The organism is Phenylobacterium sp., from assembly GCF_030680185.1.
GTDB lineage: Bacteria > Pseudomonadota > Alphaproteobacteria > Caulobacterales > Caulobacteraceae > Phenylobacterium.
Genome location: NZ_JAUXVZ010000030.1, coordinates 182,426 through 207,132, shown reverse-complemented (window position 1 = coordinate 207,132; position 24,707 = coordinate 182,426). Strand labels below are relative to the sequence as shown.

Below are 24,707 nucleotides of genomic sequence, written 5' to 3'. Positions count from 1 at the left end.
CGCCATAGGCCGCCGGCCAGGTCGGGACGCCCCACCCCTTCTCGCCCATCGCCTTGCGCCAGGCTTCCTGGTCGGCGTTGGGCTTGCTGCGCTCTTCGCGCATCATCGGATTCGCCTTGCCCTTCAGGGCGGGCGGGAAGTTCGCCTCGATCCAGCTCCGCGCTTCCGCGCGGAAGGCGTCGAGATCGCCGCCGCCAAAATCAGCCATTTAAATCGTCTCCTTAAAAATCAGGTCGTCTGAAAGTCGTTATGCACATCCCCGGCCGCGCAGCCTAATTGGCTCGCGCGACCGAGTGTTGGCGTCACTCTAGTGGCTCTGGGTCAGGTCTGGGAGTCCCAGGATCCGCTTCGAGATGATGTTGTTCTGTACTTCGTTCGAGCCGCCATAGATCGAGCCTGCCTTGCCCGAGAGCCAGGAGCGGACCGCGGTGCGCTCTTCCTCGGTGAATTCGGCGCCGTCCCAGCCCAGGCCCTGGTGGCCCATGAATTCGAGGGTCAGCTCGGCGCGGTCCTGCGCGACCTTCATGTTGGCGTTCTTCATGATCGAGGTCGCCGCCGACGGGCCCGAATTGCCCTTGGCTTCCAGCGCCGCGCGGCGAACCGTCTGCTGCAGGGCGCGCTGGTCGATCTCGTTCATTACGATGCGGGTGCGCAGGTCGCTGTCCGCCAGCCGGCCTTGCTCGTCGGCGCCCACATATTTCTTGGCGACGACGCCCAGGGCGTCAGGGCGGGCGGCGGTGGCGCCGCGGCTGCCGTTCATGCCCGAGCGCTCATGCTGCAGCAGGCGCTTGGCCACGGTCCAGCCGCCGTTCAGCGGGCCGACCAGGTTTTCCTTCGGCACCTTTACGTCGGTGAAGAAGGTCTCGCAGAAGGGCGAATTGCCGGCGATCAGCTTGATCGGCCGCACTTCGACGCCAGGCTGATGCATCTCGAAGACAACAAAAGAGATGCCTTCATGCTTCTTGGTGAAGTCGGTGCGGACCAGGCAGAAGATCATGTCGGCGTATTGGCCGCCGCTTGTCCAGATCTTCGAGCCGTTAACGAGCCAGTAGTCGCCCTTGTCTTCTGCCTTGGTCGACAGCGAAGCCAAGTCGGAACCCGCGCCCGGCTCGCTGAAACCTTGGCACCACCGGATCTTACCAGTGACGATGTCGGGGATATACTTCTTCTTTTGTTCTTCGGTGCCGTACTCCAGCAAGGTCGGGCCGAACATGCCGACGCCCATGCCGCCGATCGGGTTCACCGCGCCGACGGCGGCCATTTCCTGGGCCAGGACGCGGGCTTCGGCGGGGGAAAGACCGCCGCCGCCATAGGCCGCCGGCCAGGTCGGGGTGCCCCACCCCTTGGCGCCCATGCGCTCTTTCCAGAGCGCCAGGTCGCCAGCGGGCTTTTCAGGGCTCATCAAAGCCGTTTGCTGTGCCTCGACATCCTTGCCCAGGGACTTGGGGAAATTCGCCTCAAGCCACTCCCGAGCCTGGGTGCGGAAGCCTTCCAAATCTGCGCCGCCAAAATCAGCCATGAAAAATCTCCCTAATTATTCATTATGTTAGTAATATTGTAGCATGTCCCCCTCTCCACCGGGAGGGGGTGAAAAATCACTTGGGGTCAGGCAGGCCAAGCACACGCTTGGAGACGACGTTTAGGTTGATCTCCGAAGTGCCGCCTTCGATCGAGTTGCCCTTGGATCGCAGCCATGTGCGCACGGCCGCCAGTTCGGGAGCCGCGTAGCCCTCGCCAGTCCAGCCGAGGCCAGCCGAGCCGAGCGCTTCGACGATCAGTTCGTTGCGGTCCATCGCCACCTTGGCGCCGGCGTACTTCATGATCGAGGTCGCGGCCGACGGACCATTGCCGGCCTTCGCCTCGTCGGCGGCGCGGCGCACGGTCTGCTGGAAAGCCTGGACCTCCATCAGGTGCTCGGTCACCCGGCGGCGGAAGTCGCTGTCGGCCAGTCGGCCGTCATCGCTCAGGCCGACATAATCCTTGGCCGCCTGCTTCACGGTCAGGGCCGTGACCGGCGCGCCGATCGAGCCGCCGCCGAGGCCGGCCGAGATGTTGTCGCGCTCGAATTGCAGCAACCGCTTGGCGACGGTCCAGCCGCCGTTCAGCGGGCCGAACAGCTGGTTCTTCGGGACGGTCACGTCAGTGAAGAAGGTTTCGCAGAACGGCGAGGTGCCGTTGATCAGCAGGATCGGCCGAACCTCGACGCCTGGCGAGGTCATGTCGATCAGCAGGAAGCTGATGCCCTCATGCTTCTTGCTGGTGTCGGTGCGCACCAGGCAGAAGCACCAGTCGGCGGTGTTGGCGCCCGACGTCCAGATCTTTGAACCGTTGACCAGGTAGTGATCGCCCTTGTCCTCGGCGCGGGTCTGCAGCGAGGCGAGGTCGGAGCCGGAGCCCGGCTCGGAATAGCCCTGGCACCAGCGGACAGAGCCAGTGACGATACCGGGCAGATGCTGGCGCTTGAGCTCCTCGGACCCGTATTCGATCAGGGTGGGGCCGAACATCATGACGCCCATGCCGCCGATGGGATTGCGCGCGCCGATGGCGGCCATCTCCTCGGCCAGCACCCGGGCCTGCTGGCGCGACAGACCGCCGCCGCCGTACTCGGCCGGCCAGGTGGGCACGCCCCATCCCTTGGCGCCCATGGCTTCGCGCCACTGTCGAGCCTCGGGGGACTCCTTGCCGCCGCCGGCCGCCGCCGTCTGGGCCGCCGCATCGCCCTTCAGGGCCTTGGGAAAGTTCGCTTCGAGCCAGGCCTTGGCCTCACTGCGGAAGGTGTCGAGATCGCCGCCAAAATCGGCCATGGAAATCCGCCTTTACAAATAATGCCCGTCTGGACGCCCGACGGCCGAAAATGCGGCCACAGGCTCTGCTCGATCCCTATTTGGGGTCGGGCAGCCCCAGCACGCGCTTGGAGATGACGTTCAGGTTCACTTCGCTCGTGCCGCCCTCGATGGAATTGCCCTTCGAACGCAGCCAGCCGCGGGTCGCAAGGATTTCACCGGGCTTGTAGTCGTCGCCCTGCCAGCCGAGGCCCTGGTGGCCCATGGCCTCGATCATCAGCTCGGACCGCTCCTGGGCGAAGGTCGCCGCGGCGTATTTGATGATCGAGACCGCGGCGCTGGGGCCATTGCTGGCCTTGGCCTCAGCCGCCGTGCGGCCGATGGTCAGGCCCAGGCACTGCATGTTCATCTTGTTCTGGGTGATGCGGGTGCGCAGGTCTGTGTCGGCCAGCACGCCGTGAGCGTCCACGCCGCAATAGCCCTTGGCCACCTGGGCCAGGTCGCCGCTGGCGCCGCCAGCCCCGCCGCCGCCGCCAAAGCCGCCGGAGATGTTCTGGCGCTCATACTGCAGGAGGCGTTTGGCGATCTCCCAGCCGCCATTGACCTTGCCCACCAGGTTGCCCTTGGGGATCTTCACGTCGGTGAAGAAGGTCTCGCAGAACGGGCTCTCGCCGGAGATCAGCTGGATGGGGCGGGTCTCGACGCCGGGCGAGCGCATGTCGATCAGCACGAAGGACACGCCCTCATGCTTCTTCGAGGTGTCGGTGCGCACCAGGCAGAAGCACCAGTCGGCCTTGTCGGCGTAGGAGGTCCAGATCTTCTGGCCATTGATCAGCCAGTGGTCGCCCTTGTCTTCGCAACGGGTCTGCAGCGAGGCGAGGTCGGAGCCCGCGCCCGGCTCGGAATAGCCCTGGCACCAGCGAATCTCGCCCTTGATGATCTTGGGCAGATGCTCGCGCTTCTGCTCGTCATTGGCGTATTCCAGCAGCACCGGGCCCAGCATCCAGACGCCGAACGAGGCCAGCGGGGTGCGATAGCGGCCGGCGTTCAGCTCCTGGTCCAGCACGCGGGCCTGGGCGGGGGTGAGGCCGCCGCCGCCGTATTCGGCAGGCCAGGTGGGCGCGGTCCAGCCCTTTTCGCCCATCTTGCGCATCCAGGCGATCTGCAGGTCGTCGGAGTCCTGGAAGGCGCGCCCGCCCCACATGGCCTCGGGATCGACCTTGGCGGCCGGATCGCGGAGCTCAGCGGGATAGTTGGCCTCCAGCCACGAGCGGACATCCGACCTGAAGGTGTCGAGCTCTCCGGCGCCGAAGTCGGCCATGGCGGTCTCCCAATGCTGCAAGCAGATTTTGCGCGCCACATTAGCGCCGGGCGGCCCCAGGGCAAGCCGCCTTGCGAACAGTTGTTTGACGCGAGGCCGGACCCCTTGGCGCCGAATCCGGTCTATATACTCTCTAACTCGCCATCAGGACGCTCCATCCCATGAGGATCTTGCGCGAACTGCGGCCCGCCGGCCTGTCCGCAGCCCCGCTGACCGGCGCCGTGCTCACCCTGGCGGCCGGCGTCATGCTGGTCGTTTCGGCGGCCACGCCGTCGGTGCCCAATCGCTTCCTGCTGCTCACCGAGCTTGCGCCGGCGCCCCTGATCGAAGCCAGCCACTTCCTGTCCAGCGTGCTGGGCCTGGTGTTGATCTTTCTGGCCTTTGGCTTGCGCGCCAGGCTCGACGCGGCCTGGATCGCAACCATGGTGGTGCTGGGCGTCGCCCTGCCGCTGACCCTGTTGAAGGGCATTGTCTGGGAAGAGACAGCCTGGCTCGCCGCCCTGATGCTGGTCCTGGCCCCATTCCGGGCGGCCTTCATGCGCGAGGCGCGGCTGTCGCGGATGGAGATCACCCCAGGCTGGCTGGTCTCGGCCGCGGCCCTGGTGGTCGGGGCGGGCCTGCTCGGCCTCTGGTCCTTCCAGAACGCCGACTATGGGCACCGCAGCTGGATCAGCGTCATGGTCGAGGACGACGCCGCGCGCGCGATCCGGGCCTGGGTCGGCGCGGCCCTGGCCCTGATCGCCTTCGGGCTCTGGCGACTGTTCGCCTCGGCCGCGACGCCGCGGGTGGTCACGCCGGATGATCAGGACTTCCAGCAGGTCCGCGCCATCCTGGCCTCGGCCCAGGCGGTGGAGCCCAGCTCGAATCTGGCCCTGCTGGGCGACAAGCGGTTCATCTTCTCCCAGAGCGGGCAGTCGTTCCTGATGTTCGGGGTGCGGGGCCGCTCCTGGATCGCGCTGGGCGCCCCGGTCGGCCGCCGGGACGAGCGGCTGGAGCTGTTCTGGCGCTTCCGCGAGATGGCCGACGCCCATGCCGCGAGGCCGGGCGTCTACGCCCTGGGCGCCGATGATCTGCCCGAGGTGGTCGAGCTCGGCTTCTCCCTGCAGAAGATCGGCGAGGCGGCCGTGGTGCCCCTGGAGACCTTCTCGGTCGAGGGGCGCAAGCGGGGCAATCTGCGCCGGGCCTGGCGCAAGGCCGGGGAAGAGGGCGCGACCTTCGAGGTCCTGGCCCCGGCCGACGTGCCCCCGGTGCTCGACGAGCTGCAGGTGATCTCGGACCAGTGGCTCGACGCCCATGCCGGCGGGGAAAAGAGCTTCACCATGGGGGGCTTCACCCGGGCCTATGTTGCGGAATTCCCCATCGCCATCGTGCGGCAGTACGGGCGGATCGTCGCCTTCGCCACCCTCTGGACCACCAGCTCACGCTCGGCCTTCTCGATGGACCTGATGCGCTATTCGGACGCCGCGCCGAAGAACATCATGGACTATCTGTTCATCGAGCTGATCGCCTGGGGCCGGGCGCAGGGCTACCAGGCCTTCGAGTTCGGCATGGCGCCCCTGGCCGGGCTCGAGGACCGCCCCTTCGCCCCGATCATGTCGCGGGTTGGCCGGCTGCTCTTCGAGCGGGGGGAGGAGATCTACAATTTCCAGGGGGTGCGGCGGTACAAGGACAAGTACGACCCCCTCTGGCAGCCGCGCTATCTGGCCGCGCCGCACAAGTGGGCGATCCCGCTGCTGCTGGCCGATGCGGGCCTGCTGTCCTCTGGCGGCATGGCGGGTCTGGCCAAGCGTCCCCGCAAGTCCGAAGCCCGACCCGGAGAGCCCGTCGACGCTGCGGCCTAGAACCGGTCGGGGCCGGTTGAGACGCCCATCAGGTTCACCAGATGGACCAGGATGACGATCAGGCCCGCCGCCCCCAGCAGCATCACGAAGCGATAGGGAATGAGCCGCGGACCGCGGCGCAGGTCCGGCGGCCGCGCGCCCTTCCACCCGGCGAAAAGGGTCAGGGCCAGCAGGGCGGCGCCGGCGGCGAGGGTGAAGGACAGCTCCATCTGCGACGCCGTAGCGCAGCCGCCGACCAAGGGCAAATCCGGCCGTTAACGAAGCATTAACCCTGCCGCAGGCTGTTGGCGGGTCAGGGGTTGCAGACTTTTGCCGGTCGTCCACAGGTGATCGTCCCCAACGCTATATCTAGCGTTAACCCTGCGTTTACACCCCAAGGTTCGGTGGCTAGCGTCGAACCTGGGTAGGAGATCGATTCGAATGACGGCGGCGGCGCCATGGAGCGTCAAGGGCATCGATCCAAAAGCCAGGGAGGTCGCAAAGGACCTGGCCAGGCGGTCGGGCATGACCTTGGGCGAATGGCTCAATCGAATGATTCTTGATGATGAAGGTCCGGAAGACGCCGTCTCCGAGGCTGACCTCTCACGTCGTCCGCTCCCCACCTATTTTGAAAGTCTCCGCCGGACCGAAGATGCGCCCGCCCGGGTCGAGGCGGCCGAACACCCGGCCGACGAACTGGGCCGCATCGCGCTGGCCCTCGACCGTCTCAGCGAGCGCCTGGAAGTTTCCGAGAGCCGCACGGGCCTGGCCGTCTCGGGCGTCGAACATTCGGTGCGCGCCGCCCTGGCCCGGATCGAGGCCGCCGAGCGCGAGCATGTGGCCGTGGCCGCCCGGTTCGAAGGCGCGGTGGAAGAGGTCGCCTCCGAGCAGCATCGCGTCGCCGAACGGCTGCGCCGCATGGAGGCCGAGGCCGTCGGGCCGCGTTCGGCCGAAGCCCTGCGCGCCCTGGAAGGCGCCGTCGGCAAGGTCGCCAATCACCTATATGAGGGCGAGACCCGCACCCGCGAGGCCCTGGGCGCCATCGAGGCGCGCATGGAGCGGGTGGAGGCTCAAGGGGGTTCTGAGTCCCCTGGTCTGATCGAAGAGGTGGTGGGCCGCGTCGCCCAGCGCCTCAGCGAGGCCGAGACCCGCACGGCCGACGCCCTGGAGAGCCTGCGGGCCTCCTTCGCGCACCTCGATGGGCGCATGGGTTCGGTGGAGGCCGGCGAGGGGCCGGGCTTCGACCGTCGCCTGGAAGAGATGGCCGCGCGTCTGACCGAACGGGTCGAAGCCGCCCGGGTCGAGATGACCCAGAAGCTGCACGCCGCGGCCGATGGGCGCTTCGACCGCATGGAGCGCCGGCTCGGCGAAATGACCGAGCATGTGCGCGCCGCCGAGCAGCGCTCGGCCCAGGCCATCGAGGCCATGGGCCGCGAAGTGCTCAGCATGGCCGACAATCTGAACCGCCGGGTGCAGGGCGCCGAGCAGTCGAGCGCTCAGGCGATCCAGACCGTGGGCGGCGAGGTCGCGCGGATCGCCACGGCGATGGAGGCCCGCCTCGGCCGCTCCGACACCCTGCACGCCGAGGCGCTGGAGCGTCTGGGCGGTGAGATCGGCAAGATCACCGAGCGTCTGGCCGAGCGTATCGCCACCTCGGAACGCCGATCGGCCCAGGCCATCGACGATGTGGGCGATCAGGTGGCCCGCGTCACCGAGCGGATCAGCCACCGGCAGGAACGGGCCACGGAGGAACTTTCCGAGCGCATTCGCCTGAGCGAAGAGCGCACCGCCCGCCTGCTGGAAGAGGCCCGTGAACGCATCGACCGGCGTCTGGCCGAAGCTCCGCCGCCGCGTAGCGCAGAGCCGCCGCCGGTGGCCGTCGCCCCCGAGGCGGCCAAGCCCGTCGCTTCGCCGTTCGATCTTGATCCCTTCGCCGGTTTCGGCCCGGCCGAGCCCGATCCTGCGCCTGAGGACGAGGCCGAGCCCTTCGCCCGTCAGGCCTTCGCGGCGTCTGCCGAGAGCTTCCCTGGCGCCTATTCCGCCGAGACCGAGCGGCCGCCGCTGGCGGCTGAAGACTTCGAAGCCGCCGATGGCTTTGATCCCCCGGCCCCTGCGCCAGCCCGCGCGGCGCCGCCGCCGGTGATCGCCGTCGAGGCGCCGGCCGATCCCTTCGCGCCCGAGCATGAGCCGCCCGTCTCTCGCCGCAGTATCGCCCAGAGCTTCGAGGCCGAACCACACGAGGCCACGGCGCTCGACGACGCTGATTTCGGCTTCGAGGACGAGGCGGAGTTCGTCGAGCCGGAGCCTGCCGCCCGACCGCGCCCTGGCGAGGGGCAGACCCTCTCGACGCGCGAAGTGATCGCCCAGGCTCGCGCTGCGGCCCGCGCTGCGCCCGCAGCCGAGGCCAAGGGGCGTAAGAAGGGCAAGATCAAGCCATCCGACGAGCCCAAGGCGGGCGGCTCGATGTTCAGCGCCTTCTCGGTGCGCCCCAAGAAGCGCGCGGGCTCCACCCTGCAGACGGCCCTGCTGATCTCCGGCGGCGCGGCCTTCCTGGGTATGGCGGCCGGCGGCATGATGCTGATCGGCTCAGACCCTTCTGGCGATCTGCCCACGCGGGTGGCCAATGCGGTCTCGGCCGCTCGGGACGATGGCCTGCAGACCGAACTGGCCGAGACGGGCGCGCCCCGGGCGGCGTCGGCCCTGGCGCCAGAGGTCCTCACCGATCCCGAAGGCGCGGCGGCCCAGACCCGCGAGGATCTGCCCGCCCTCTATGCCGAGGCGGTCGGCAATGTGGAATCCGGCGCCGAGGGCGGTCTGGACGACCTGAAGCGTGTGGCCAATCTCGGCTATGCGCCGGCCCAATTCTATCTGGCCAAGCTCTATGAGCAGGGCGGCGAGGGGCTGGCCAAGGATATGACCGAGGCCCGCCGCTGGACCGAGCGCGCCGCGCAGGGCGGCGACCGCAAGGCCATGCACAATCTCGCCCTCTACTATTTCGAAGGCCAGGGCGGCCCCAAGAACTCCACCACCGCGGCCCAGTGGTTCCGTCGCGCCGCCGATCTCGGCCTGGTGGACAGCCAGTACAATCTCGGGCGCCTCTACGAAGAGGGCTTCGGCGTCAGCCAGAACGCCGCCGAGGCCTATAAGTGGTTCCTGATCGCCGGCCAGGCGGGCGACAACGACGCCGCCGCCAGCGCTGAACGCATCAAGGATTCCCTGTCGCCGGCCGCCCAGGCCGTCGCGGAGCGCTCGGCCAGCGCCTTCAAGCCCACGGCGCCCGCCGCCACGGCCAGCGCCGCGGCGCCCACGGGCGCCACGCCGGCGTCTGTTCAAACGGCGCAGAGGGCGCTTTCGCGCCTCGGCTACTATCAAGGGCCCATGGATGGCGCGGCTTCGCCAGCCTTGCGTCTTGCGGTGGCGGCCTACCAGCGCGATCAAGGCATGGCCGCCACGGGCGTCCTCGACACGACGACGGTTTCGAAGCTTTCCGTCTTCACGCGTTGAGCCGCCCGCATCGGCCCGACCTGCCGGGCGCACTGCGCCGTCGTTCTTATGTGAGGCGCTAAAGGCGTGGATATCTACCTGCCCATAGCAGAGGTCTCGGTGAACGCCGGGATTCTCGTGCTGCTCGGGGCGGTGGTGGGATTCATCTCCGGCCTGTTCGGCATCGGCGGCGGCTTCCTGATGACGCCGATCCTGTTGTGGATGGGCATTCCCCCGGTGGTCGCCGTGGCCAGCGAGGCCAACCACGTGGCGGCCTCTTCGGCCTCCAGCGTCATCTCGTACAGCCGCAAGCGCCAGGTGGACTTCCGCATGGGCGGGGTCATGGCCGGCGGCGGCGCCGTCGGCGCCCTGTTGGGGGTGGAGGTGTTCCGGTGGCTGCGGCTGCTCGGCCAGGCCGAGCTCGTCGTTTCGCTCTCGTACCTGATCTTTCTGGGCCTCATCGGCGGATTGATGCTGGTGGAGTCCCTGGGTTCGGTCCTGCGTCAGCGTCGCGGCCAGGTGTCGACCAAGCGGCGAGACCGCCGGCCGATCTGGCTCTATGGCCTGCCGTTCAAGGTCCGCTTCCCCCGCTCCAGGCTCTATATCAGCATCATTCCGCCAGTGGTCCTGGGGGTGTTCGTCGGCATTCTCTCAGCCATCATGGGGGTCGGCGGCGGCTTCATCCTGGTGCCGGCCATGGTCTATATCCTGCGCATGCCGGCCGGCGTGGTCGTCGGCACCAGCCTGTTCCAGATCATCATCACCACCTCGCTCGCCAGCGTCCTGCAGGCCGGGCGCAACCAGTCAGTGGATATCGTTCTGGCCACCCTGCTGCTGCTCGGCGGCGTGCTGGGCGCCCAGTTCGGCGCGCGGGCCTCGTCCCGGTTCCGCGCCGAGGAACTCCGCGCCCTGCTGGGCCTGATCGTGCTGATCATGGGCTTGCAGATGGGGCTGGGCCTGTTCATCACGCCCGAAGATCCCTTCATTCTGGTGGGGAGCGGCAAGTAATGGTCACGCCCGCCATTCCGCCCCCGGACATCTTCGTGCCCGAGCCTGGGCCCTCGGTGTCGGCGGCCCTAACCGACGCCAATGTGCGGGTCACCTCGGCCTTTTCCGGCGCCCAGATCGTCCTTTATGGGGCGGTGTTCGATCCCGAGACCCGCCCGTCGGACGTGGTGGTCATCGTGCGCGGGCCAGACCAGCCGATCCGCATCGCGCGCAAGGTGCGGGTGGCCGGCCTGTGGATCAATTCCAGGCCCGTAGTCTTCGAAGGCGCGCCGGGCTTCTACATGGCCGCGTCATCGCGCCCGCTGACCGAGATCGCCAGCTTCTCGACCCTGCGCCGCCTGGGCGCCGGCATCGACCACCTGCCGATGAACGCCCCGGAAGAAGAGCGGATCGAGACCAGCTATGGGGTCCGCGACGTGGTGGTCAGCCGGTTGGGCGGCGACTACCTCGAGTGGCGACGGGCGGTCATCCGCCTGAAGGAAAGCGCCAATCTCTACGCCACCGATCATGAGGGGGTCCGCTTCGTCGATCGCGGCCTGTTCCGCGCCGAGATCGACCTGCCCACCTCGGCGCCCATCGGCGAGTACCAGACCGAGATCATCCTCTTCCAGGACGGCGAGCCGGTCTCCCGTCGCGCCCGGACCATCACCGTGGAGAAGGCGGGGTTGGAGCGCTGGCTCTTCCTGTTCGCCAATGAGCGGCCGTGGATGTACGGCGTCGTCTCGGTGCTTATCGCCCTGCTGTCGGGCTGGCTGGCCTCGGTGGTCTTCCGCAGGCGGTAGCCCAGGCTGGTCAATCGCCGGTCAGGGAGCGCCAGCCCACCGCATGGACCCGGTCGCGCCCCAGGGCGCCGGCCAGGGGCGGGCGGCTGAACAGGCCGGAAAAGGCCGCGTCCTTCAGGTTCAGCCCTCCGGCATAGGCGCCAAAGGCCGGCAGGATCATTCGCGTCCCGTCGGTGGCGAAGCAGCGGCGGCGCACCGTGCCCCGGCCCGAACTGACGCGGGCGCAGGGATGCAGATGCCCCGACAGCTCGCCGGGCTGATCGCCGGCTTCCGGCTCGTGCCGCAGGACGAGGCCGCCCAGGGTCATGGTGTCGACCACCTGGCCGGGCAGGCGGCGGGGACCGTCGGCGTCGTGATTGCCCACCAGCCAGATCAGGGTGCGGCCCTGAGCCAACGCCACCAGTCTTGCGGCGTCATCGGGCGACAGGCGATCCTCGGCTCGGCCGTCGTGGAAGCTGTCGCCCAGGAAGATCACCACCCGCGGCTCAAGCGCCGCCACCTCGGCCTCCAGGCGATCAAGGGTGTCGCGGGTGTCATAGGGGGGCAGGAACTGGCCACGCATCCCGTAGGCCGAGCCCTTCTCGAAGTGCAGGTCGGCGACGATCAGGGCCTGGTGCGCAAGGTCGAGCAGGGCGCCGGACGCGCGCATGCGCAGGGCCGCGCCCATGATCTCCATCTCCAGCCCGCCGCAGGGGCTCTGGGCGAAGGCGTAGGGGGCAGGGGCGGTTTGGCGGGCGAGGGCGGTCATGAACTGGCTTCGGCGATCAGGTCTTCGGCGGCTTCGGCCAGGATCATCTCGCCGGCCGCCCCTGGTACGCGCTCCTTGCCGATCTCCAGCAGCATGGGGACCGAAAAGGGCGAGAGGTGGTCGAGGACGGCGTGGCGAATCTTGCCCTGGATACGGGCCAGCATATGGCCCACGCGGGCCACGTCGATAAGGCCCGTGGCCGCCTCCTCCCGGGCGCAGCGCAACAACAGGTGATCGGGCTCGTGCCGGCGCAGGACGTCATAGACGAGGTCGGCCGAGAAGGTGACCTGCCGCCCGGACTTCTCGGCCCCGGGAAAGCGTCGCTCGATCAGGCCAGCCAGGATGGCGCAGCCCTTGAACGACCGCTTCATCATGTAGCTCTCGGCCAGCCAGTCCTCGAGATCGTCGCCGAGCATGTCCTGGGCGAACAGGGCGTCGAGATCGACCCCGTCCATGGGATTGAGCGACCAGACGGCCAGCGCATAGTCGTTGCAGACAAAGCCCAGCGGCGCGGCGCCCATCCGCTCCAGCCGCCTGGTCATCAGCATGGCCAGCGTGGTGTGGGCCAGCCGGCCTTCAAAGGGATAGCAAACCATGAAGTGGCGCTTCCCCCGTGGGAAGGTCTCCACCAGCATCTCGTCCTCGGCCGGGATCAGCGAGCGGTCCCGCTGCAGCTCCAGCCATTCGCGCACATCGGCCGGCAGCACCGCCCAGTGGCTCTGGTCGAACATCAGCTCGCGCACCCGCTTGGCCAGAAAGGTGGACAGCGCAAACTTCGACCCGCCCCAGGAGGGCAGCTTGGGATCGCTGGCCGGGGCCGGGGTCACCAGCACATCGAGGGCGCTCACGCCCATTAGCCGCCAGACCTGACCGGCGAAGATGAAGGTGTCGCCTGGCTCCAGGGCCTCCAGATAGCCTTCCTCCACCTCGCCGATCTTGCGGCCGGCGCGTCCGCCCCGGCCAGCCAGGCGGACGCTGAGCACGGCCGGCGAGAGAATGGCCCCGACATTCAGGCGATGGCGCAGGATGGTGTCGGCGTTGCGCGCTCGCCACAGTCCGTCCTGACCCTTCACGATCCGCCGGAACCGGTCATAGGCCCTAAGCGCATAGCCGCCGGTGGAGACGAAATCGACCACCTGCTCGAAGTCCTCCCAGGCCAGCGCCCGATAGGGTCCTGAGGTGCGGATCTCGTCATAGAGGGCGAGCGCATCGAACGGTTCGGAGCAGGCGCAGCCCATGACGTGCTGCGCCAGGATGTCCAAAGCGCCCACCCTCGGCGGATCGCCGTCGAAGCGGTTCTCGGCGATGGCCTCCCGGGCGGCCTGGCATTCCAGCATCTCGAAGCGGTTGGCCGGCACGAACAGGGCGCGACTGGCCTCGTCCATCCGGTGATTGGCCCGGCCGATCCGCTGCACCATACGTGAGGCGCCCTTGGGCGAGGCGAGCTGGATGACGAGGTCCACGTCGCCCCAATCGATGCCGAGGTCGAGCGTCGAGGTGCAGACCACGGCGCGCAGCTCCCCCCGCGCCATGGCCGCCTCCACGCGGCGCCGCTGCTCGGCGGCCAGCGAGCCGTGGTGCAGGGCGATGGGCAGGGCGTCCTCGTTCAGCCGCCACAGCTCCTGGAAGGCGAACTCGGCCTGGAAGCGGGTGTTGACGAAAACCAGCGCCGTCCTGGCCTTCTTGATGACCTCATAGACCTCGGCCATTGCGTGCTGGGCGGTGTGGCCGGCCCAGGGCACGCGGCCTTCCGACAGCAGCACATCGACGATGGGCGGCGTGCCGGCCGGGCCAAGCACCAGATCGACCGCCGGCGGCGCGCCATCGCCCTCGCCGGCATGAAAGCCCATCCACCGGCGGATGACGTCGGGATCGTCCACCGTCGCCGACAGGCCGACCCGGCGCAGCCTGGGGCTGAAGGTCTGCAGCCGAGCGATGTCCAGAGCCAGTAGGTCGCCGCGCTTCGTGGAATGCAGGGTGTGGATCTCGTCCAGGATGATGCAGGACAGATCCTCGAAATAGGCCCGCGCTCCTTCCCAGGCGCAGAACAGGGCCAGCTGCTCGGGCGTGGTCAGCAGGATGTCCGGCGGCTTCACCCGCTGGCGCTGGCGCCGGGCCGCGCCCGTATCGCCGGTGCGGGATTCCGCCACGATGGAGAGGCCCATCTCGCGGATCGGCGTGGCCAGATTGCGCTCCACATCCACGGCCAGGGCCTTCAGCGGCGAGATATAGAGGGTGTGGATCCCCCGCGGCGTATTGGCCGGCGGTCGCTGCGAAAGTTCGATCAGGCTGGGCAGGAAGCCGGCGAGCGTCTTGCCCCCGCCGGTCGGCGCGATCAGCAGAGCGTCACGACCCGCCCGGGCGCGGGCCACCATCTCCAGCTGATGGGCCCGCGGCGCCCAGCCGCGCGTGGCGAACCAGTCGGCAAAGGCGGCCGGCAACAGGTCTGCGGGGAGGGCGGCGTCTTCAGCCATAGACCTGTCTCATAACATGTTCCCGTTCCGTTTCACGGCAAATCCCGCTAGGAGTCGCGAGGTGAACGCGCTTTCCCCCGCCCTCGATCTGGCGCCGGCCCTGGTGGTCCTGCCGGGACCCCGCGCCGGCGCGGCCGACGCCGAGCGGGCCGAGGCTCTGCGGGCGCCCGACGCCCGCGACCTGTTCGAGCGCGGCCCGGTCCTGGTGGCCCATGCGGCCATGACCGCAAGGCGGCTGGCCCTGCATCCGCCGCCGCGCAGCCCGCGCACCTTCGACGCCCTGGAGCTGTTCGCCTTCGTGCGGCCGGCGAAGTTCTGCGCGCCCTCGGCCGCGGGCCTCGCCCAGACGCTCGGTCTGCCTGAGCCCAAGGGCGCGCCAGCCCAGGCGCGCGCCCTGCGCCAGGCCTGCCTGCTGCTGCTGGAGGAACTGGCCCGCACGCCGCAGCCCAATCGGGAGGAGGCCCTGGCCCAGGCCGAAACCCTGGCGCGGGCCGGCTGGGCCTGGGGGGCGGCGGTGATCGGCGCCCTGCGCTCTGCGCCGGTGGGCAACGCCTTTCGCGGTTCGGGGCTCGATGTTTGGAGCCGCATTCCGGAGTGGGAAGACCAGGCCCCGCCCGGCGAGGCCGGCTCTCGCCCGATCGCAGGGCCTGAGGCCGCCCTGCGGTTGTCGGAGCTGCTGCATCGGGCGGGTCTCGACGAAGCCCGTCCTTCCCAGGCGGAGTTCGCCACCGAAGCCGCCTACGCCTTCCAGCCCCGGGACAAGGAGGGCGAGCCGCGGATGATGCTGGCCGAGGCCGGCACCGGCATCGGCAAGACCATGGGCTACCTCGCGCCGGCCTCGCTCTGGGCCGAGGCCAATGGGCCGGCGGTCTGGGTCTCGACCTATACCCGCGCCCTGCAGCGGCAGATCGAGCGCGAGAGCCACGCCATCTATCCCGATGAGAAGACCCGCGCCCGCAAGGCGGTGGTCCGAAAGGGTCGGGAAAACTATCTCTGCCTCTTGAACCTGCAGGACGCGGTCAACGCCGCCCAGCTGGGCAATGGCGACCTGGTGGGCCTGACGCTGGCCGCCCGCTGGGCCCGGGCGACGCGGGACGGGGACATGACCGGCGGCGATTTTCCCGCCTGGCTGCCGACCCTGTTTGGGCTGCCCACGCCGATGCAGGCCTCGGCCGCCAATCTGGTGGATCGCCGGGGCGAGTGCGTCCACGCCGGCTGTCCGCACTATCGGACCTGTTTCGTAGAGAAGGCCATCCGCGGCTCACGGCGCGCCGACCTGGTGATCGCCAACCATGCGCTCGTTTTGACCCAGGCGGCCTTTGACGGCGCACGTGCGGCCCGGGGCTCCAAGGCCGACAGCGAGACCGCGCATCTGAAGCGCCTGGTGTTCGACGAGGGCCACCATCTGTTCGAGGCCGCCGACAGCGCCTTCTCCGCCGCCATCTCCGGCGCGGAGTCCGCCGAGCTGCGCCGCTGGCTGCGGGGGCCGGAGGGTCGCGGCCGCCGGGGGCGGGGGCTTGAGGCCCGGCTGATGGACGTGCTGGGCGACGCCGATGAGGCCAAGCGCGCCCTGCTGGCCGCCCTGCAGGCCGCCGCCGCCCTGCCCGGCGAGGGCTGGTCTGGTCGTATTGCGCCCGCCACCGGCGAGGTGAACCCCATCGGCGCTATCGAGGCTTTCCTGGTGGCCGTGCTGGAGCAGTTGCGCGCCCGGGCCGCCCCGTCCGAGGTGGGCATGGAGTGCGCCGCGCGGCCCGCGCTCGACCTGGTGCGCGACACCGCTCGGGAAGCGGCTGCAGCCCTGGCCCGCATCGAGGCGCCCCTGCTGGCGCTGGCCCGTCACCTGGAAGACCTGCTGGACGCCGAGGCCGCGACGCTGGGGCCCAGCGAACGGGCGCGGATCGAAGGAGCGTTGCGCGGGCTGGATCGTCGCGCGCGGATGACCCTGCCGGCCTGGCGCTCCATGCTGCGGGCCATCGACGAGGACGCCGAGGACGATCCGGACTTCGTCGACTGGTTCGACGCCACCTTCCTCTATGGCCGGGTGGTGGACGCCGCCTGCCGCCGTCACTGGGTCGATCCCACCGAGCCCCTGACCAACGCCGTCATCGCGCCTGCCCACGGGGTGCTGGTGACCAGCGCCACCCTGGCCGATCCGGGCCTTGATGATCCCTTCGCCCTGGCCGAGATGCGCACCGGCGCCGCGCGCCTGCCCGACCGGCCCAAGACGCTGAAGCTCGCCTCGCCCTTCGACTACGCGACCAATGCGCGGGCCTTCGTGGTCACCGATGTGGGCAAGGACGATCCCCGCCAGGTGGCCGCGGCCATGCGGGAGCTGTTCCTGGCGGCCGGCGGGGGCGGCCTTGGCCTGTTCACCGCCATTCGCCGCCTGCGCGCGGTGCATGAGCGCATCGCCGCCCCCCTGGCCGACAAGGGGCTGGCCCTCTATGCCCAGCATGTGGATGCGCTGGAGGTCGGCGCCCTGGTGGACATCTTCCGCGCCGAGCAGGACGCCTGCCTGCTGGGCACCGACGCGGTGCGCGATGGGGTCGATGTGCCCGGCCGTTCGCTGCGCCTGCTGGTCTTCGACCGGGTGCCGTGGCCCAGGCCCGATATCCTGCACAAGGCCCGTCGGGTCCGCTTCGGCGGCAAGGGCTATGACGACTCCATCGCCCGGGGCCGCATCGCCCAGGCCTTCGGCCGCCTCATCCGCAGGGCTGACGACAAGGGCGTCTTCGTCATGCTCGATGCGGCCGCGCCAACCCGCCTGTTCTCCAGCCTGCCGCCGGGGGTGGAGATCCAGCGCATGGGCCTGGTGGAGGCCATCGAGGCGACGGCGGCGTTCTTGAAGACGGACGAGCCCGGGCGCACCGCGCCGGAGGATTGACGCCCCCGGCGTGCGAAGGCTCCCCCTACCCCCATCCGTCATGGTCGGGCTTGACCCGACCATCCATGCACACCGGACCAGCCGAGGTGTTCATGGACCCTCGGGTCAAGCACGAGGGTGACGACCAAAGGAGCGGGCTCTTCTTCCTCCCACGTCATCCTGGGCCTTGTGCCCAGGATCCCTCGCGACGCTCGCGCCCGCCCTCGACAGGGATGCTCGGCACAAGGCCGAGCATGACGGAGTGGAGGCGACCAAAGGCGAGGGCTATTCGTCCTCACCTCATGCTGGGCCTTGGCGCCAAGGGTGAGGCCTTAGGGCGCAAGCGGCGCGGCAGTGGGTGGCCTCACGTCGCAGCTTGCCGATGGCGTCTCGGCCTTGCTCACGGCGGTCGTCAATGCGGCTCGCATCAGATCCTCAACCGCGGCGTCGTCATCCAGCAAGAAGAGACCCTTTGCGTATGGCTGCAGCGTCCTCATGTCGTGCGCCGACACGATGAGGGAACGTGCGCCGGCCAGGGACTCAACGAGCCCGCGGGTCTCATCATCGTCGCGGGTGAAGGGCACACCGCCCACCACGGCGACCGTCCCATTCGGTTCGTGGGTCTGCCCAAGCAGTTGGCCAAAGAGCGTCCAGGTCTTGGCGACCGGCGCCACCAGATCGGTCGATGCGATCATCACCGCGCTGTCGCCCACTGCATCCTCCGCCTTCACGCCGATGACCGGGATGATGGCCGTGAACGGGCCGAGCTTCAGGGCGCGAATATCGGCGACCGAGCGAGAGATGGCGACGGTGACAAAGCCGAACGAGTCCTCAGGAACGGCGCGGGGACTCCAGTAGACGGTCGCTGTCCTGGTCCCATCGTCGGCGATCGCAATCACGGCCTCGACGCTTTGACCGACTTCGGCTTCCGCCCGGCCAAGACATCGGAACTCGGCGGCGCTGGCGGTCGAGGCCAAGGCCGAGAAAATGACGGTCGCCAGGATACGGGACAACATGCGAACTCCATCCCACGTTATGCGGGATCGAGCTTACACGCTTCGGTGGTTGTCGCCCGACCTTAAGCCGTCGCCTTGGAAAACACCTGGATGACCACCACGCCGGCCAGGATCAGGCCGATGCCGATGAGGCCTGGCAGGTCCAGGTTCTGGCGGTAGAGGACCCAGGCGATGATCGTGATCAGCACGATGCCGACGCCGGACCACAGGGCGTAGACGATGCCCACGGGCACGGTGCGCATGGCCTGGGACATGCACCAGAAGGCGATGGAATAGCCCACCGCGGTGATCACCGAGGGGGCGGTGTTGCGGAAGCCGTCCGAGGCCTTCAGCGCCGTGGTGGCGATCACCTCGGCGACGATGGCGATGGCCAGCCAGGCCATACCGGGCATCAGCCGCCCCGCTTTCGGCCGAAGTCGGGCTCGGCGCTTTCCTGGCCGGCCTCGATCACCCCACGGCGGATCTCGCGGGTGCGGCTGAACAGGTCATAGAGCTTGTCGCCCTCGCCCCAGCGGATGGCCCGCGACAGGGCCTGCAGGTCTTCGGTGAAGCGGCCCAGCACCTCCAGCACCGCGTCCTTGTTGGTCAGGAAGATGTCGCGCCACATGGTCGGGTCTGAGGCGGCGATGCGGGTGAAGTCGCGAAAACCCCCGGCGGAGTACTTCATCACCTCGGCGCGGGTGACCTCCTCCATGTCGGCGGCGGTGCCGACGATGTTGTAGGCGATCAGGTGGGGCAGGTGGCTGGTGACGGCCAGGACCAGGTCGTGGTGCCTGTCGTCCATCCGTTCGACCTGGGCGCCGAGCGCGGTCCAGAAGTCGGCCAGGCGTTGGACCGCCTCCAGATAGGCGTCGTCCTCGCGGGCCTGCGGGGTCAGGATCACCCAGCGCTGGTGGAACAGTTCGGCGAAGCCGGCGTCCGGACCCGACTGCTCGGTGCCGGCGATGGGGTGGCCCGGCACGATATGGACGCTGTCGGGCAGGGCGGCGGAGAGCGCCTCGCTGACCGCGGCCTTCACCGAGCCCACGTCGCTGACGATGGCGCCGGGCGAAATGGCGTGGGCGCAGGCGGCCGCCGCCTCGCCGATGGCGCGCACCGGGGTGGCGAAGATGATGAGGTCGGCGCCGGTCACCGCCTCTTCGGCGCTCAGCGTCACCTGGTCGGCCAGGCCCAGCTCGGCGATGCGGGCCCGCGCAAACGCGCTGGCGTCATGGATGACGATCTGGCCGGCGGCGCCGGACGCGCGCGCGCCGCGGGCCAGGGACGAGCCGATCAGGCCACAGCCGATAATGGCCAGGCGGGCGAAGACGGGCTCGGCCATCAGTCGGCCTTCATGAAGTCGGCCAGGGCCTCGACCACGGCGCGGTTATGCGCTTCCAGGCCGATGGTCATGCGCAGGTGATCAGGCAGACCATAGCCGCCGACGCCCCGCAGGATCAGGCCGCGGCCGGCCAGATAGGCCTCGGCCGCTTTGGCGCTCTTGGGGCCGGTGGCGGGAAAGCCGATCAGGACAAAGTTGGTGGCGCTGGGCACCGGCGAGAGGCCCAGGCCCCCCAGCTGCTGGGCGAGCCAGGGCCGCCACTTGGCCAGCAGGTCCAGGGACTCCTTCTGAAAGTCGGTGTCGGCCAGGGCCTCCACCGCGGCGAGCTGGCCGGGGATGGAGGTGTTGAACGGCTGGCGGATGCGGTCCAGGGCGTCGATCATCTCGGGCGGGCCGTAGGCCCAGCCTACCCGCAGGGTCGCCAGGCCGTGCAGCTTGGAGAAGGTGCGGGTGACGATGACATTGTCGCTGGTGCGCGCCAGATCGGTCCCGTCCTCGAAGGCGGGGTCGTCGACGAACTCGGCATAGGCGCCGTCCAGCACCAGGACCACGCTCTTGGGCAGAGCGGCGTGCAGGCGGCGGATGTCTTCGCCGCCGATATAGGTGCCGGTGGGATTGCCGGGGTTGGCGATGAAGACCAGCCGGGTGCGGTCGTTCACCAGCTTCAAGAGTTCGTCCACATCGATGCGATAGTCCGGCTCCGGCGCATTCAGCACTTCGGCCTGGCAGGCGCGGGCCCCGATCGCATAGGCGCCGAAGGCGAACTCGCCCTGCACGATGTTGTCGCCGGGCTCCAGATAGGCCTGGCAGAGCATGTGGAAGATCTCGTCCGAACCGCAGCCGAAGATCAGCCTGTCCGGCTCCAGCCGGAAGGTCCTGGCGATGGCTTCGCGCAATGGCGTGGCGCGGCTGTCGGGATAGACATGCAGCTGGTCGATGGCCGCGGCGAAGGCGGCCTTGGCCTTGGGGCTGCAGCCCAGGACGTTCTCATTGGCCGACAGCTTCAGCGGATGCTCAATCCCGTCCACCTTGGCCTTGCCGGGGACGTAGGCGGCGATGTCGAGGATGCCCGGCTTGGGAACCGGACGGTCGGCGGCGGCGCGATCGAGGGACTGGGACATGGGAAGGCCTGGGTTGGTCGTGTCAGGCCCTGGCTCTTACACGTCGAACGGTTCCGGCGCAGCCCCGATGACGCCGCTGAGCCGACCCGGCGCCCGGGCCAGCCGCTCATCATCGGCCTGGTAGTAGCCGGCCAGGGTGAAGAGCTTGAGGCCGCCGGCATCGCTCAGCAGTTCGGCGGCCACCCCGTCGCGGCTGAGCGCCTCGGCCGTGCGGGCGGCGGGGCCAGGGGCGTCGGTGACCCAAAGGGTGACATCGGCGCCGGTGGGCTCGACCTCGACCTCGGCGAAGGCCAGAGCCGAGGGCGGCCCCCAGATGTTGAGGCAGGGCAGGACGGCGAACACCTTGAGCTTGGGCTCGGCCAGCAGGCGGCCCCACCAGGCGCTGTCGCCGCTCAGCATGGCCACGCCGACCCCGCCCTTGAGCTTGGCGGCGGCGAGGGTTTCTTCGGGCTTCTGGGCCATGCGCAGGGACGGCGCGGCGCCGAAGCGCAGGCGGGCCAGCTCCACCGCCCGGGCCGGCGTCGGGCCGCCCCAGACCGTCAGGGCGAAGGGCCCCTGCAAGGCCAGGCTCTGGCCCATCAGTTCGCGCCACACCCGGATGACCAGGGCGTCGCTGGCGCCCTGGCGGGGCATGGCCAGCAGCCGGCGCAGGATTTCGGTCTCCCGCCCGGGGCGCAGACCAAAGCGATCAGCCTGGCCGGCGGCGGCCTTGGCGGCGGCCACCTGCTTGCCGAGCGCCGTACGCTCGTCCAACAGCGCCAGCAGGCCGGCGTCGATCTCATCGATGCGGGCGCGGACGGCGTCCAGGGGGACGGGCGAAGGCGCAGGGTGCGGGGCGTCGGCCATTTCTGTTCCCGAAACGAAAGCCGCGACCTAGGTCATTGCGCCAGAGCGCGCAATAGTCCGCCTTGACGCAATAAAGTTGCAGCCGAAACCATCGGCCTCAGTAGACCCGCGGCGCCGGCCCGATAGCCACGGGGCCAAGGGTGGTCTGCCCCGCCTGGAATGTGATGGCCGCCTGGGCGACATTGTCGGCGCCCTGCCGTGCGGCGGTGACGGCCGCGGCGGTGTCAGCGGTCTCCGGGGGCAGGACTCCACCAGCGCCCAGGGCCTCGAGGGCCTCAGGCGCCTCGCGCAGGGTGACGTCCAGGGTTCCGCGCAGACGGCCGTCGGGACCGACGAACAGCTGGCCGCGATTGACCCCGATCATGGCCTCGCCCGCGGTCAGCCCGGCCTCCTGGATCTGGGCCATGCCGCCGGCCAGGGCCCAGTTGCGGACGGCAGAGGGCCAGTCGGCGCCGTCAAAGGCGCTCATCTTGCTGAGGACGGCGTCCCACTTCAGATCGACGTCGCCGTCCTGGGCGATGCGGGCGAAGGCGCCGGAGAACTGAGCCTGCCCCTTGGTGACCCCCAGGAACACCGCGCCCTGGTCCTCAGGCCCGGGACGCAGATGGAAGGCGACCTCCTCGGCGGACGATAGCGCAAAGGGCTGGGCGCCGGGGCCAGGGGCGAAGATCACGTCCAGCCCCTGGAAGTCGAAGCTCGGGGGCTTGCGGTCGGCGTCGCCGAGGCTGGCCCGCAGCACCCGGCCATTCACCTTTACCGAGCCCGACTGGGGACGGGTGAAGGTCAGGCCGTCAGGCGCGGCGAACACCCAGCGGTCCAGGGCGTGCATGAAGGCCTCGGACTCCAGGCGCGGCGTGGCGATGGCCCATCCTGAGGGCTCGCGGATCCGCGCGTCGGTCAGGGTGACGTTCAGCCGGAAGGGATAGCCGCCGATGCTTCGCGCGCCCCAGCTCACCTCATAGCCGGCGCTGCGCAGGGTCTCGGCCGTGGCGTCCATCCGGTCGCCGGTCTGGATGCGGGTCCAGAACCAGAAGCCGCTCCAGACGATGACCGCCAGGATCAGCAGGGCGAAGGGCAGGATGAGGCCGAGGCGGCGGGGTTTGCGGGCGGGCTTGGTATCGGGCACAGACATGGACGGGTTTGCGAGGCTTCTTCTAGCGGATCGGGAATGTCGGACGACGAAGAATACTGGGTGTTTGGCTACGGGTCGCTGATGTGGCGGCCGGGCTTCGACTTTGTCGAGCGTTCGAGCGCCACCCTACACGGCCGCCGCCGGGCGTTCTGCATCTATTCGGTCCATCATCGCGGGACCTATGAGCGGCCGGGCCTGGTGCTGGGCCTGGCGCCGGGCGGCGCAGTCCGCGGCGCGGCCTATCGCATTGCGCCGCAGGCCTGGCCCGAGGTCTACGCCTATCTCCTGGAGCGCGAGCAGCCCACCGAGACCTATGTGGAGGCCAGGCGGGCCATCCGGCTGGCCGACGGCCGAAGGGTGGAGAGCCTGGTCTTCCTTTCCGACACTGGCCATCCGCAGTGGGCCGGCGCCCTGTCGCTGGAGCGGCAGGCCGAGCTGATCACTGGCGCGGTCGGCCTGTCAGGTCCGAACGAGGACTATCTGCGCGACCTGGTGGCGCATCTGCGGGAGGAAGGTGTCGGCGACCGGGCTATGGAGGCCCTGCTGGCCAAGGTCGAGGGCGGGCCGAAGACAGGGCGCGCCTTGAGCCCAGGCTAATCCTACAGATCCAGCAGCTTCATCGAGGCGGTTTCGATCCGCTCTTCCAGCAGGCGCATGAACTCAGCCCGCTTCAGGCCTGGCGGGATCGGCTCAAGATATTCGAACACGATGACGCCGGGTTTGCGCAGGAAGCCATGCTTGGGCCAGTGGACGCCGGAATTGGTCGCCACCGGATGAACCGGCAGGCCCAGCTCGCGATAGAGCGCGGCGATGCCGGGCTTGTAGTCGCCCTTCACCCCGGGCGGTCCCCGGGTGCCTTCGGGGAAGATGAGCAGTTGGCGCGGCTCGCTCAGGCGATCCTTGGCGTCGCGGACCATCTTCTTCAGAGCCGCCGAATGGGCCTGGCGATCGACCACGATCATGTCCGCCTTCTGGGCGAACCACCCGAAGAAGGGAATCCACATCAGCTCCTTCTTCAGGACGAAGCAGGTGTCGGGCAGCCAGGAGAACTGGGCGAAGACGTCGAACATGCACTGATGCTTGGGCGCCACCAGGGCTGCGCCGACCGGCATGTGCTCGCGCCCGCGCAGCTCCACCCTGATGTCGCAGATCCGCAGCAGGGCGATGACGCCGCGGCTCCAGAAATCGAGCGCCCGCAGGGTCCAGGCCCGCGGCGCCAGCAGCAGCGGCGTGATGCTGATCGCCACCACGGCCGACCACAAATAGAAGAGCGCCACGAAGAGCAAAGAGCGCAGAGCCGTCACGGGGGGCCTTTCTTCAGTGTCTTGCGGCGTCCTGGTTCAGGCGCCCGGATCGAAAGATCAACCGCTGTCGGCCGCCGGGGCCGCCTCTGGCTCGTCCTTCGGACCCAGGCCCAGCACCGTCTCACGACCCAGGATGGCCAGATACTTCATGTATTCGGTGACCATCAGCCGGGCGCCGCCGGAGGTGCGCCACCAGCCGCGGGCGTCGAACCCCGGCGTCTCCACCGGATAGGCCTGCAGGGTCGTGTCCGGCAGGGCTGAGCCCAGCTCCAGCATGGCGCGGGGGATATGATAGTCGGCGGTCACTACGATCAGGCTGTCAAAGCGACGCGCCCGAACCCAGCCGGCGGTCTCCTGGGCGTTGCCGAAGGTGTCGGCGGCCTCGAAGCCCAGATCGACGCAGCAGTCATAGAGCAGCTGAACCGCCCGGCTGACATTGCGGATGTCTTCGCGGCTGGCCTCGCGATTGACGCCGGACACCAGCATCCGGTCGCCCTTGCCGGCCTCCAGCAGGCGCATGCCCGCCGCGATCCGCGCGTTGGAGCCCGCGCCCGTAAGGGCGACGATGCCGTCGGCGGCGACAGGCTCGGGCGCTGGCGTCGAGGTTTCCACGCGCGCGGCGAAGGCCAGGAGCCCGGCGCCCCAGATCAGGGCGGCGACGAAGAGGAGGGCGAGCGTTTTCATG

The 24,707-nt window shown here is 69.2% G+C and carries 20 protein-coding genes and 1 pseudogene; 6 read left to right on the top strand and 15 right to left on the bottom strand.

Features of this window, described 5'->3' with window-relative positions:
* From Q8L83_RS06845 to Q8L83_RS06830, 4 genes and pseudogenes are all read right to left on the bottom strand, one after another.
* Positions 1–208 (bottom strand): annotated as a pseudogene (locus Q8L83_RS06845) (acyl-CoA dehydrogenase family protein); the annotation flags it as partial.
* 99 nt (positions 209–307) lie between these two features.
* Positions 308–1,519: an acyl-CoA dehydrogenase family protein gene (locus Q8L83_RS06840; RefSeq protein WP_305285575.1), complete on the bottom strand. Its 1,212-nt coding sequence runs from the start codon at positions 1,517–1,519 to the stop codon at positions 308–310.
* A gap of 76 nt (positions 1,520–1,595) precedes the next feature.
* Positions 1,596–2,804 carry an acyl-CoA dehydrogenase family protein gene (locus tag Q8L83_RS06835; RefSeq protein ID WP_305285574.1) on the bottom strand — a complete coding sequence of 403 codons (1,209 nt, stop codon included), beginning with the start codon at positions 2,802–2,804 and terminating at the stop codon, positions 1,596–1,598.
* Between the two features lie 76 nt (positions 2,805–2,880).
* Complete coding sequence (locus Q8L83_RS06830) at positions 2,881–4,104, bottom strand: acyl-CoA dehydrogenase family protein (RefSeq protein ID WP_305285573.1); 1,224 nt, start codon at positions 4,102–4,104, stop codon at positions 2,881–2,883.
* A gap of 161 nt (positions 4,105–4,265) precedes the next feature.
* Here Q8L83_RS06830 and Q8L83_RS06825 point away from each other — a divergent pair, with 161 nt between their 5' ends.
* Positions 4,266–5,945 carry a GNAT family N-acetyltransferase gene (locus Q8L83_RS06825; protein ID WP_305285571.1) on the top strand — a complete coding sequence of 560 codons (1,680 nt, stop codon included), beginning with the start codon at positions 4,266–4,268 and terminating at the stop codon, positions 5,943–5,945.
* Here the strand turns inward: Q8L83_RS06825 and Q8L83_RS06820 are convergent.
* The gene (locus tag Q8L83_RS06820; RefSeq protein WP_305285570.1) at positions 5,942–6,154 is read right to left on the bottom strand and encodes a hypothetical protein; all 213 of its coding nucleotides are present in this window, start codon (positions 6,152–6,154) and stop codon (positions 5,942–5,944) included. The genes Q8L83_RS06825 and Q8L83_RS06820 overlap by 4 nt on opposite strands.
* 322 nt (positions 6,155–6,476) lie before the next feature.
* Here Q8L83_RS06820 and Q8L83_RS06815 point away from each other — a divergent pair, with 322 nt between their 5' ends.
* The 3 genes from Q8L83_RS06815 to Q8L83_RS06805 all read left to right on the top strand — a co-directional run bounded on the left by Q8L83_RS06815 (position 6,477) and on the right by Q8L83_RS06805 (position 11,197).
* Positions 6,477–9,428: a peptidoglycan-binding protein gene (locus Q8L83_RS06815; RefSeq protein WP_305285569.1), complete on the top strand. Its 2,952-nt coding sequence runs from the start codon at positions 6,477–6,479 to the stop codon at positions 9,426–9,428.
* Between the two features lie 66 nt (positions 9,429–9,494).
* Entirely contained in the window at positions 9,495–10,415 is a 921-nt protein-coding gene (locus tag Q8L83_RS06810; protein ID WP_305285568.1) for a sulfite exporter TauE/SafE family protein, read from the top strand.
* A complete protein-coding gene (locus tag Q8L83_RS06805) occupies positions 10,415–11,197 on the top strand; it encodes a TIGR02186 family protein (protein WP_305285567.1) in 783 nt (260 codons plus the stop codon). The genes Q8L83_RS06810 and Q8L83_RS06805 overlap by 1 nt, the downstream gene beginning before the upstream one ends.
* 10 nt (positions 11,198–11,207) lie before the next feature.
* On the opposite strand, the gene pdeM is transcribed toward Q8L83_RS06805, so the two are convergent.
* Together pdeM and Q8L83_RS06795 are read right to left on the bottom strand one after the other, a co-directional pair.
* Positions 11,208–11,945, bottom strand: coding sequence for a ligase-associated DNA damage response endonuclease PdeM (pdeM, locus tag Q8L83_RS06800; RefSeq protein WP_305285566.1), 738 nt, complete (start codon positions 11,943–11,945; stop codon positions 11,208–11,210).
* On the bottom strand, positions 11,942–14,419 hold the full coding sequence (locus Q8L83_RS06795; RefSeq protein ID WP_305285565.1) for a ligase-associated DNA damage response DEXH box helicase: 2,478 nt from the start codon (positions 14,417–14,419) through the stop codon (positions 11,942–11,944). The genes pdeM and Q8L83_RS06795 overlap by 4 nt, the downstream gene beginning before the upstream one ends.
* A 61-nt stretch (positions 14,420–14,480) precedes the next feature.
* Here Q8L83_RS06795 and Q8L83_RS06790 point away from each other — a divergent pair, with 61 nt between their 5' ends.
* Positions 14,481–17,303, top strand: a complete 2,823-nt coding sequence (locus Q8L83_RS06790) for an ATP-dependent DNA helicase (protein ID WP_305285564.1) — start codon at positions 14,481–14,483, stop codon at positions 17,301–17,303.
* Positions 17,304–17,614: 311 nt separating this feature from the next.
* On the opposite strand, the gene Q8L83_RS06785 is transcribed toward Q8L83_RS06790, so the two are convergent.
* From Q8L83_RS06785 to Q8L83_RS06760, 6 genes are all read right to left on the bottom strand, one after another.
* Positions 17,615–18,298: a hypothetical protein gene (locus Q8L83_RS06785; protein ID WP_305285563.1), complete on the bottom strand. Its 684-nt coding sequence runs from the start codon at positions 18,296–18,298 to the stop codon at positions 17,615–17,617.
* A gap of 62 nt (positions 18,299–18,360) precedes the next feature.
* A complete protein-coding gene (locus Q8L83_RS06780) occupies positions 18,361–18,690 on the bottom strand; it encodes a multidrug efflux SMR transporter (protein ID WP_305285562.1) in 330 nt (109 codons plus the stop codon).
* Positions 18,690–19,619, bottom strand: coding sequence for a prephenate/arogenate dehydrogenase family protein (locus Q8L83_RS06775; RefSeq protein ID WP_305285561.1), 930 nt, complete (start codon positions 19,617–19,619; stop codon positions 18,690–18,692). The genes Q8L83_RS06780 and Q8L83_RS06775 overlap by 1 nt, the downstream gene beginning before the upstream one ends.
* Entirely contained in the window at positions 19,619–20,740 is a 1,122-nt protein-coding gene (hisC, locus tag Q8L83_RS06770) for a histidinol-phosphate transaminase (protein WP_305285559.1), read from the bottom strand. Before hisC ends, Q8L83_RS06775 begins: the two co-directional genes overlap by 1 nt.
* Positions 20,741–20,776: 36 nt before the next feature.
* On the bottom strand, positions 20,777–21,586 hold the full coding sequence (locus tag Q8L83_RS06765) for a chorismate mutase (protein ID WP_305285558.1): 810 nt from the start codon (positions 21,584–21,586) through the stop codon (positions 20,777–20,779).
* A gap of 97 nt (positions 21,587–21,683) precedes the next feature.
* Positions 21,684–22,718, bottom strand: coding sequence for a DUF2125 domain-containing protein (locus tag Q8L83_RS06760; RefSeq protein WP_305285557.1), 1,035 nt, complete (start codon positions 22,716–22,718; stop codon positions 21,684–21,686).
* A 36-nt stretch (positions 22,719–22,754) separates the two neighbouring features.
* Here Q8L83_RS06760 and Q8L83_RS06755 point away from each other — a divergent pair, with 36 nt between their 5' ends.
* A complete protein-coding gene (locus Q8L83_RS06755; RefSeq protein ID WP_305285556.1) occupies positions 22,755–23,315 on the top strand; it encodes a gamma-glutamylcyclotransferase in 561 nt (186 codons plus the stop codon).
* A 2-nt stretch (positions 23,316–23,317) separates the two neighbouring features.
* On the opposite strand, the gene Q8L83_RS06750 is transcribed toward Q8L83_RS06755, so the two are convergent.
* Positions 23,318–24,022 carry a 1-acyl-sn-glycerol-3-phosphate acyltransferase gene (locus tag Q8L83_RS06750; protein WP_305285555.1) on the bottom strand — a complete coding sequence of 235 codons (705 nt, stop codon included), beginning with the start codon at positions 24,020–24,022 and terminating at the stop codon, positions 23,318–23,320.
* Positions 24,023–24,079: 57 nt separating this feature from the next.
* The gene (locus tag Q8L83_RS06745) at positions 24,080–24,706 is read right to left on the bottom strand and encodes a YdcF family protein (RefSeq protein WP_305285554.1); all 627 of its coding nucleotides are present in this window, start codon (positions 24,704–24,706) and stop codon (positions 24,080–24,082) included.
* Position 24,707 lies beyond the last annotated feature (1 nt).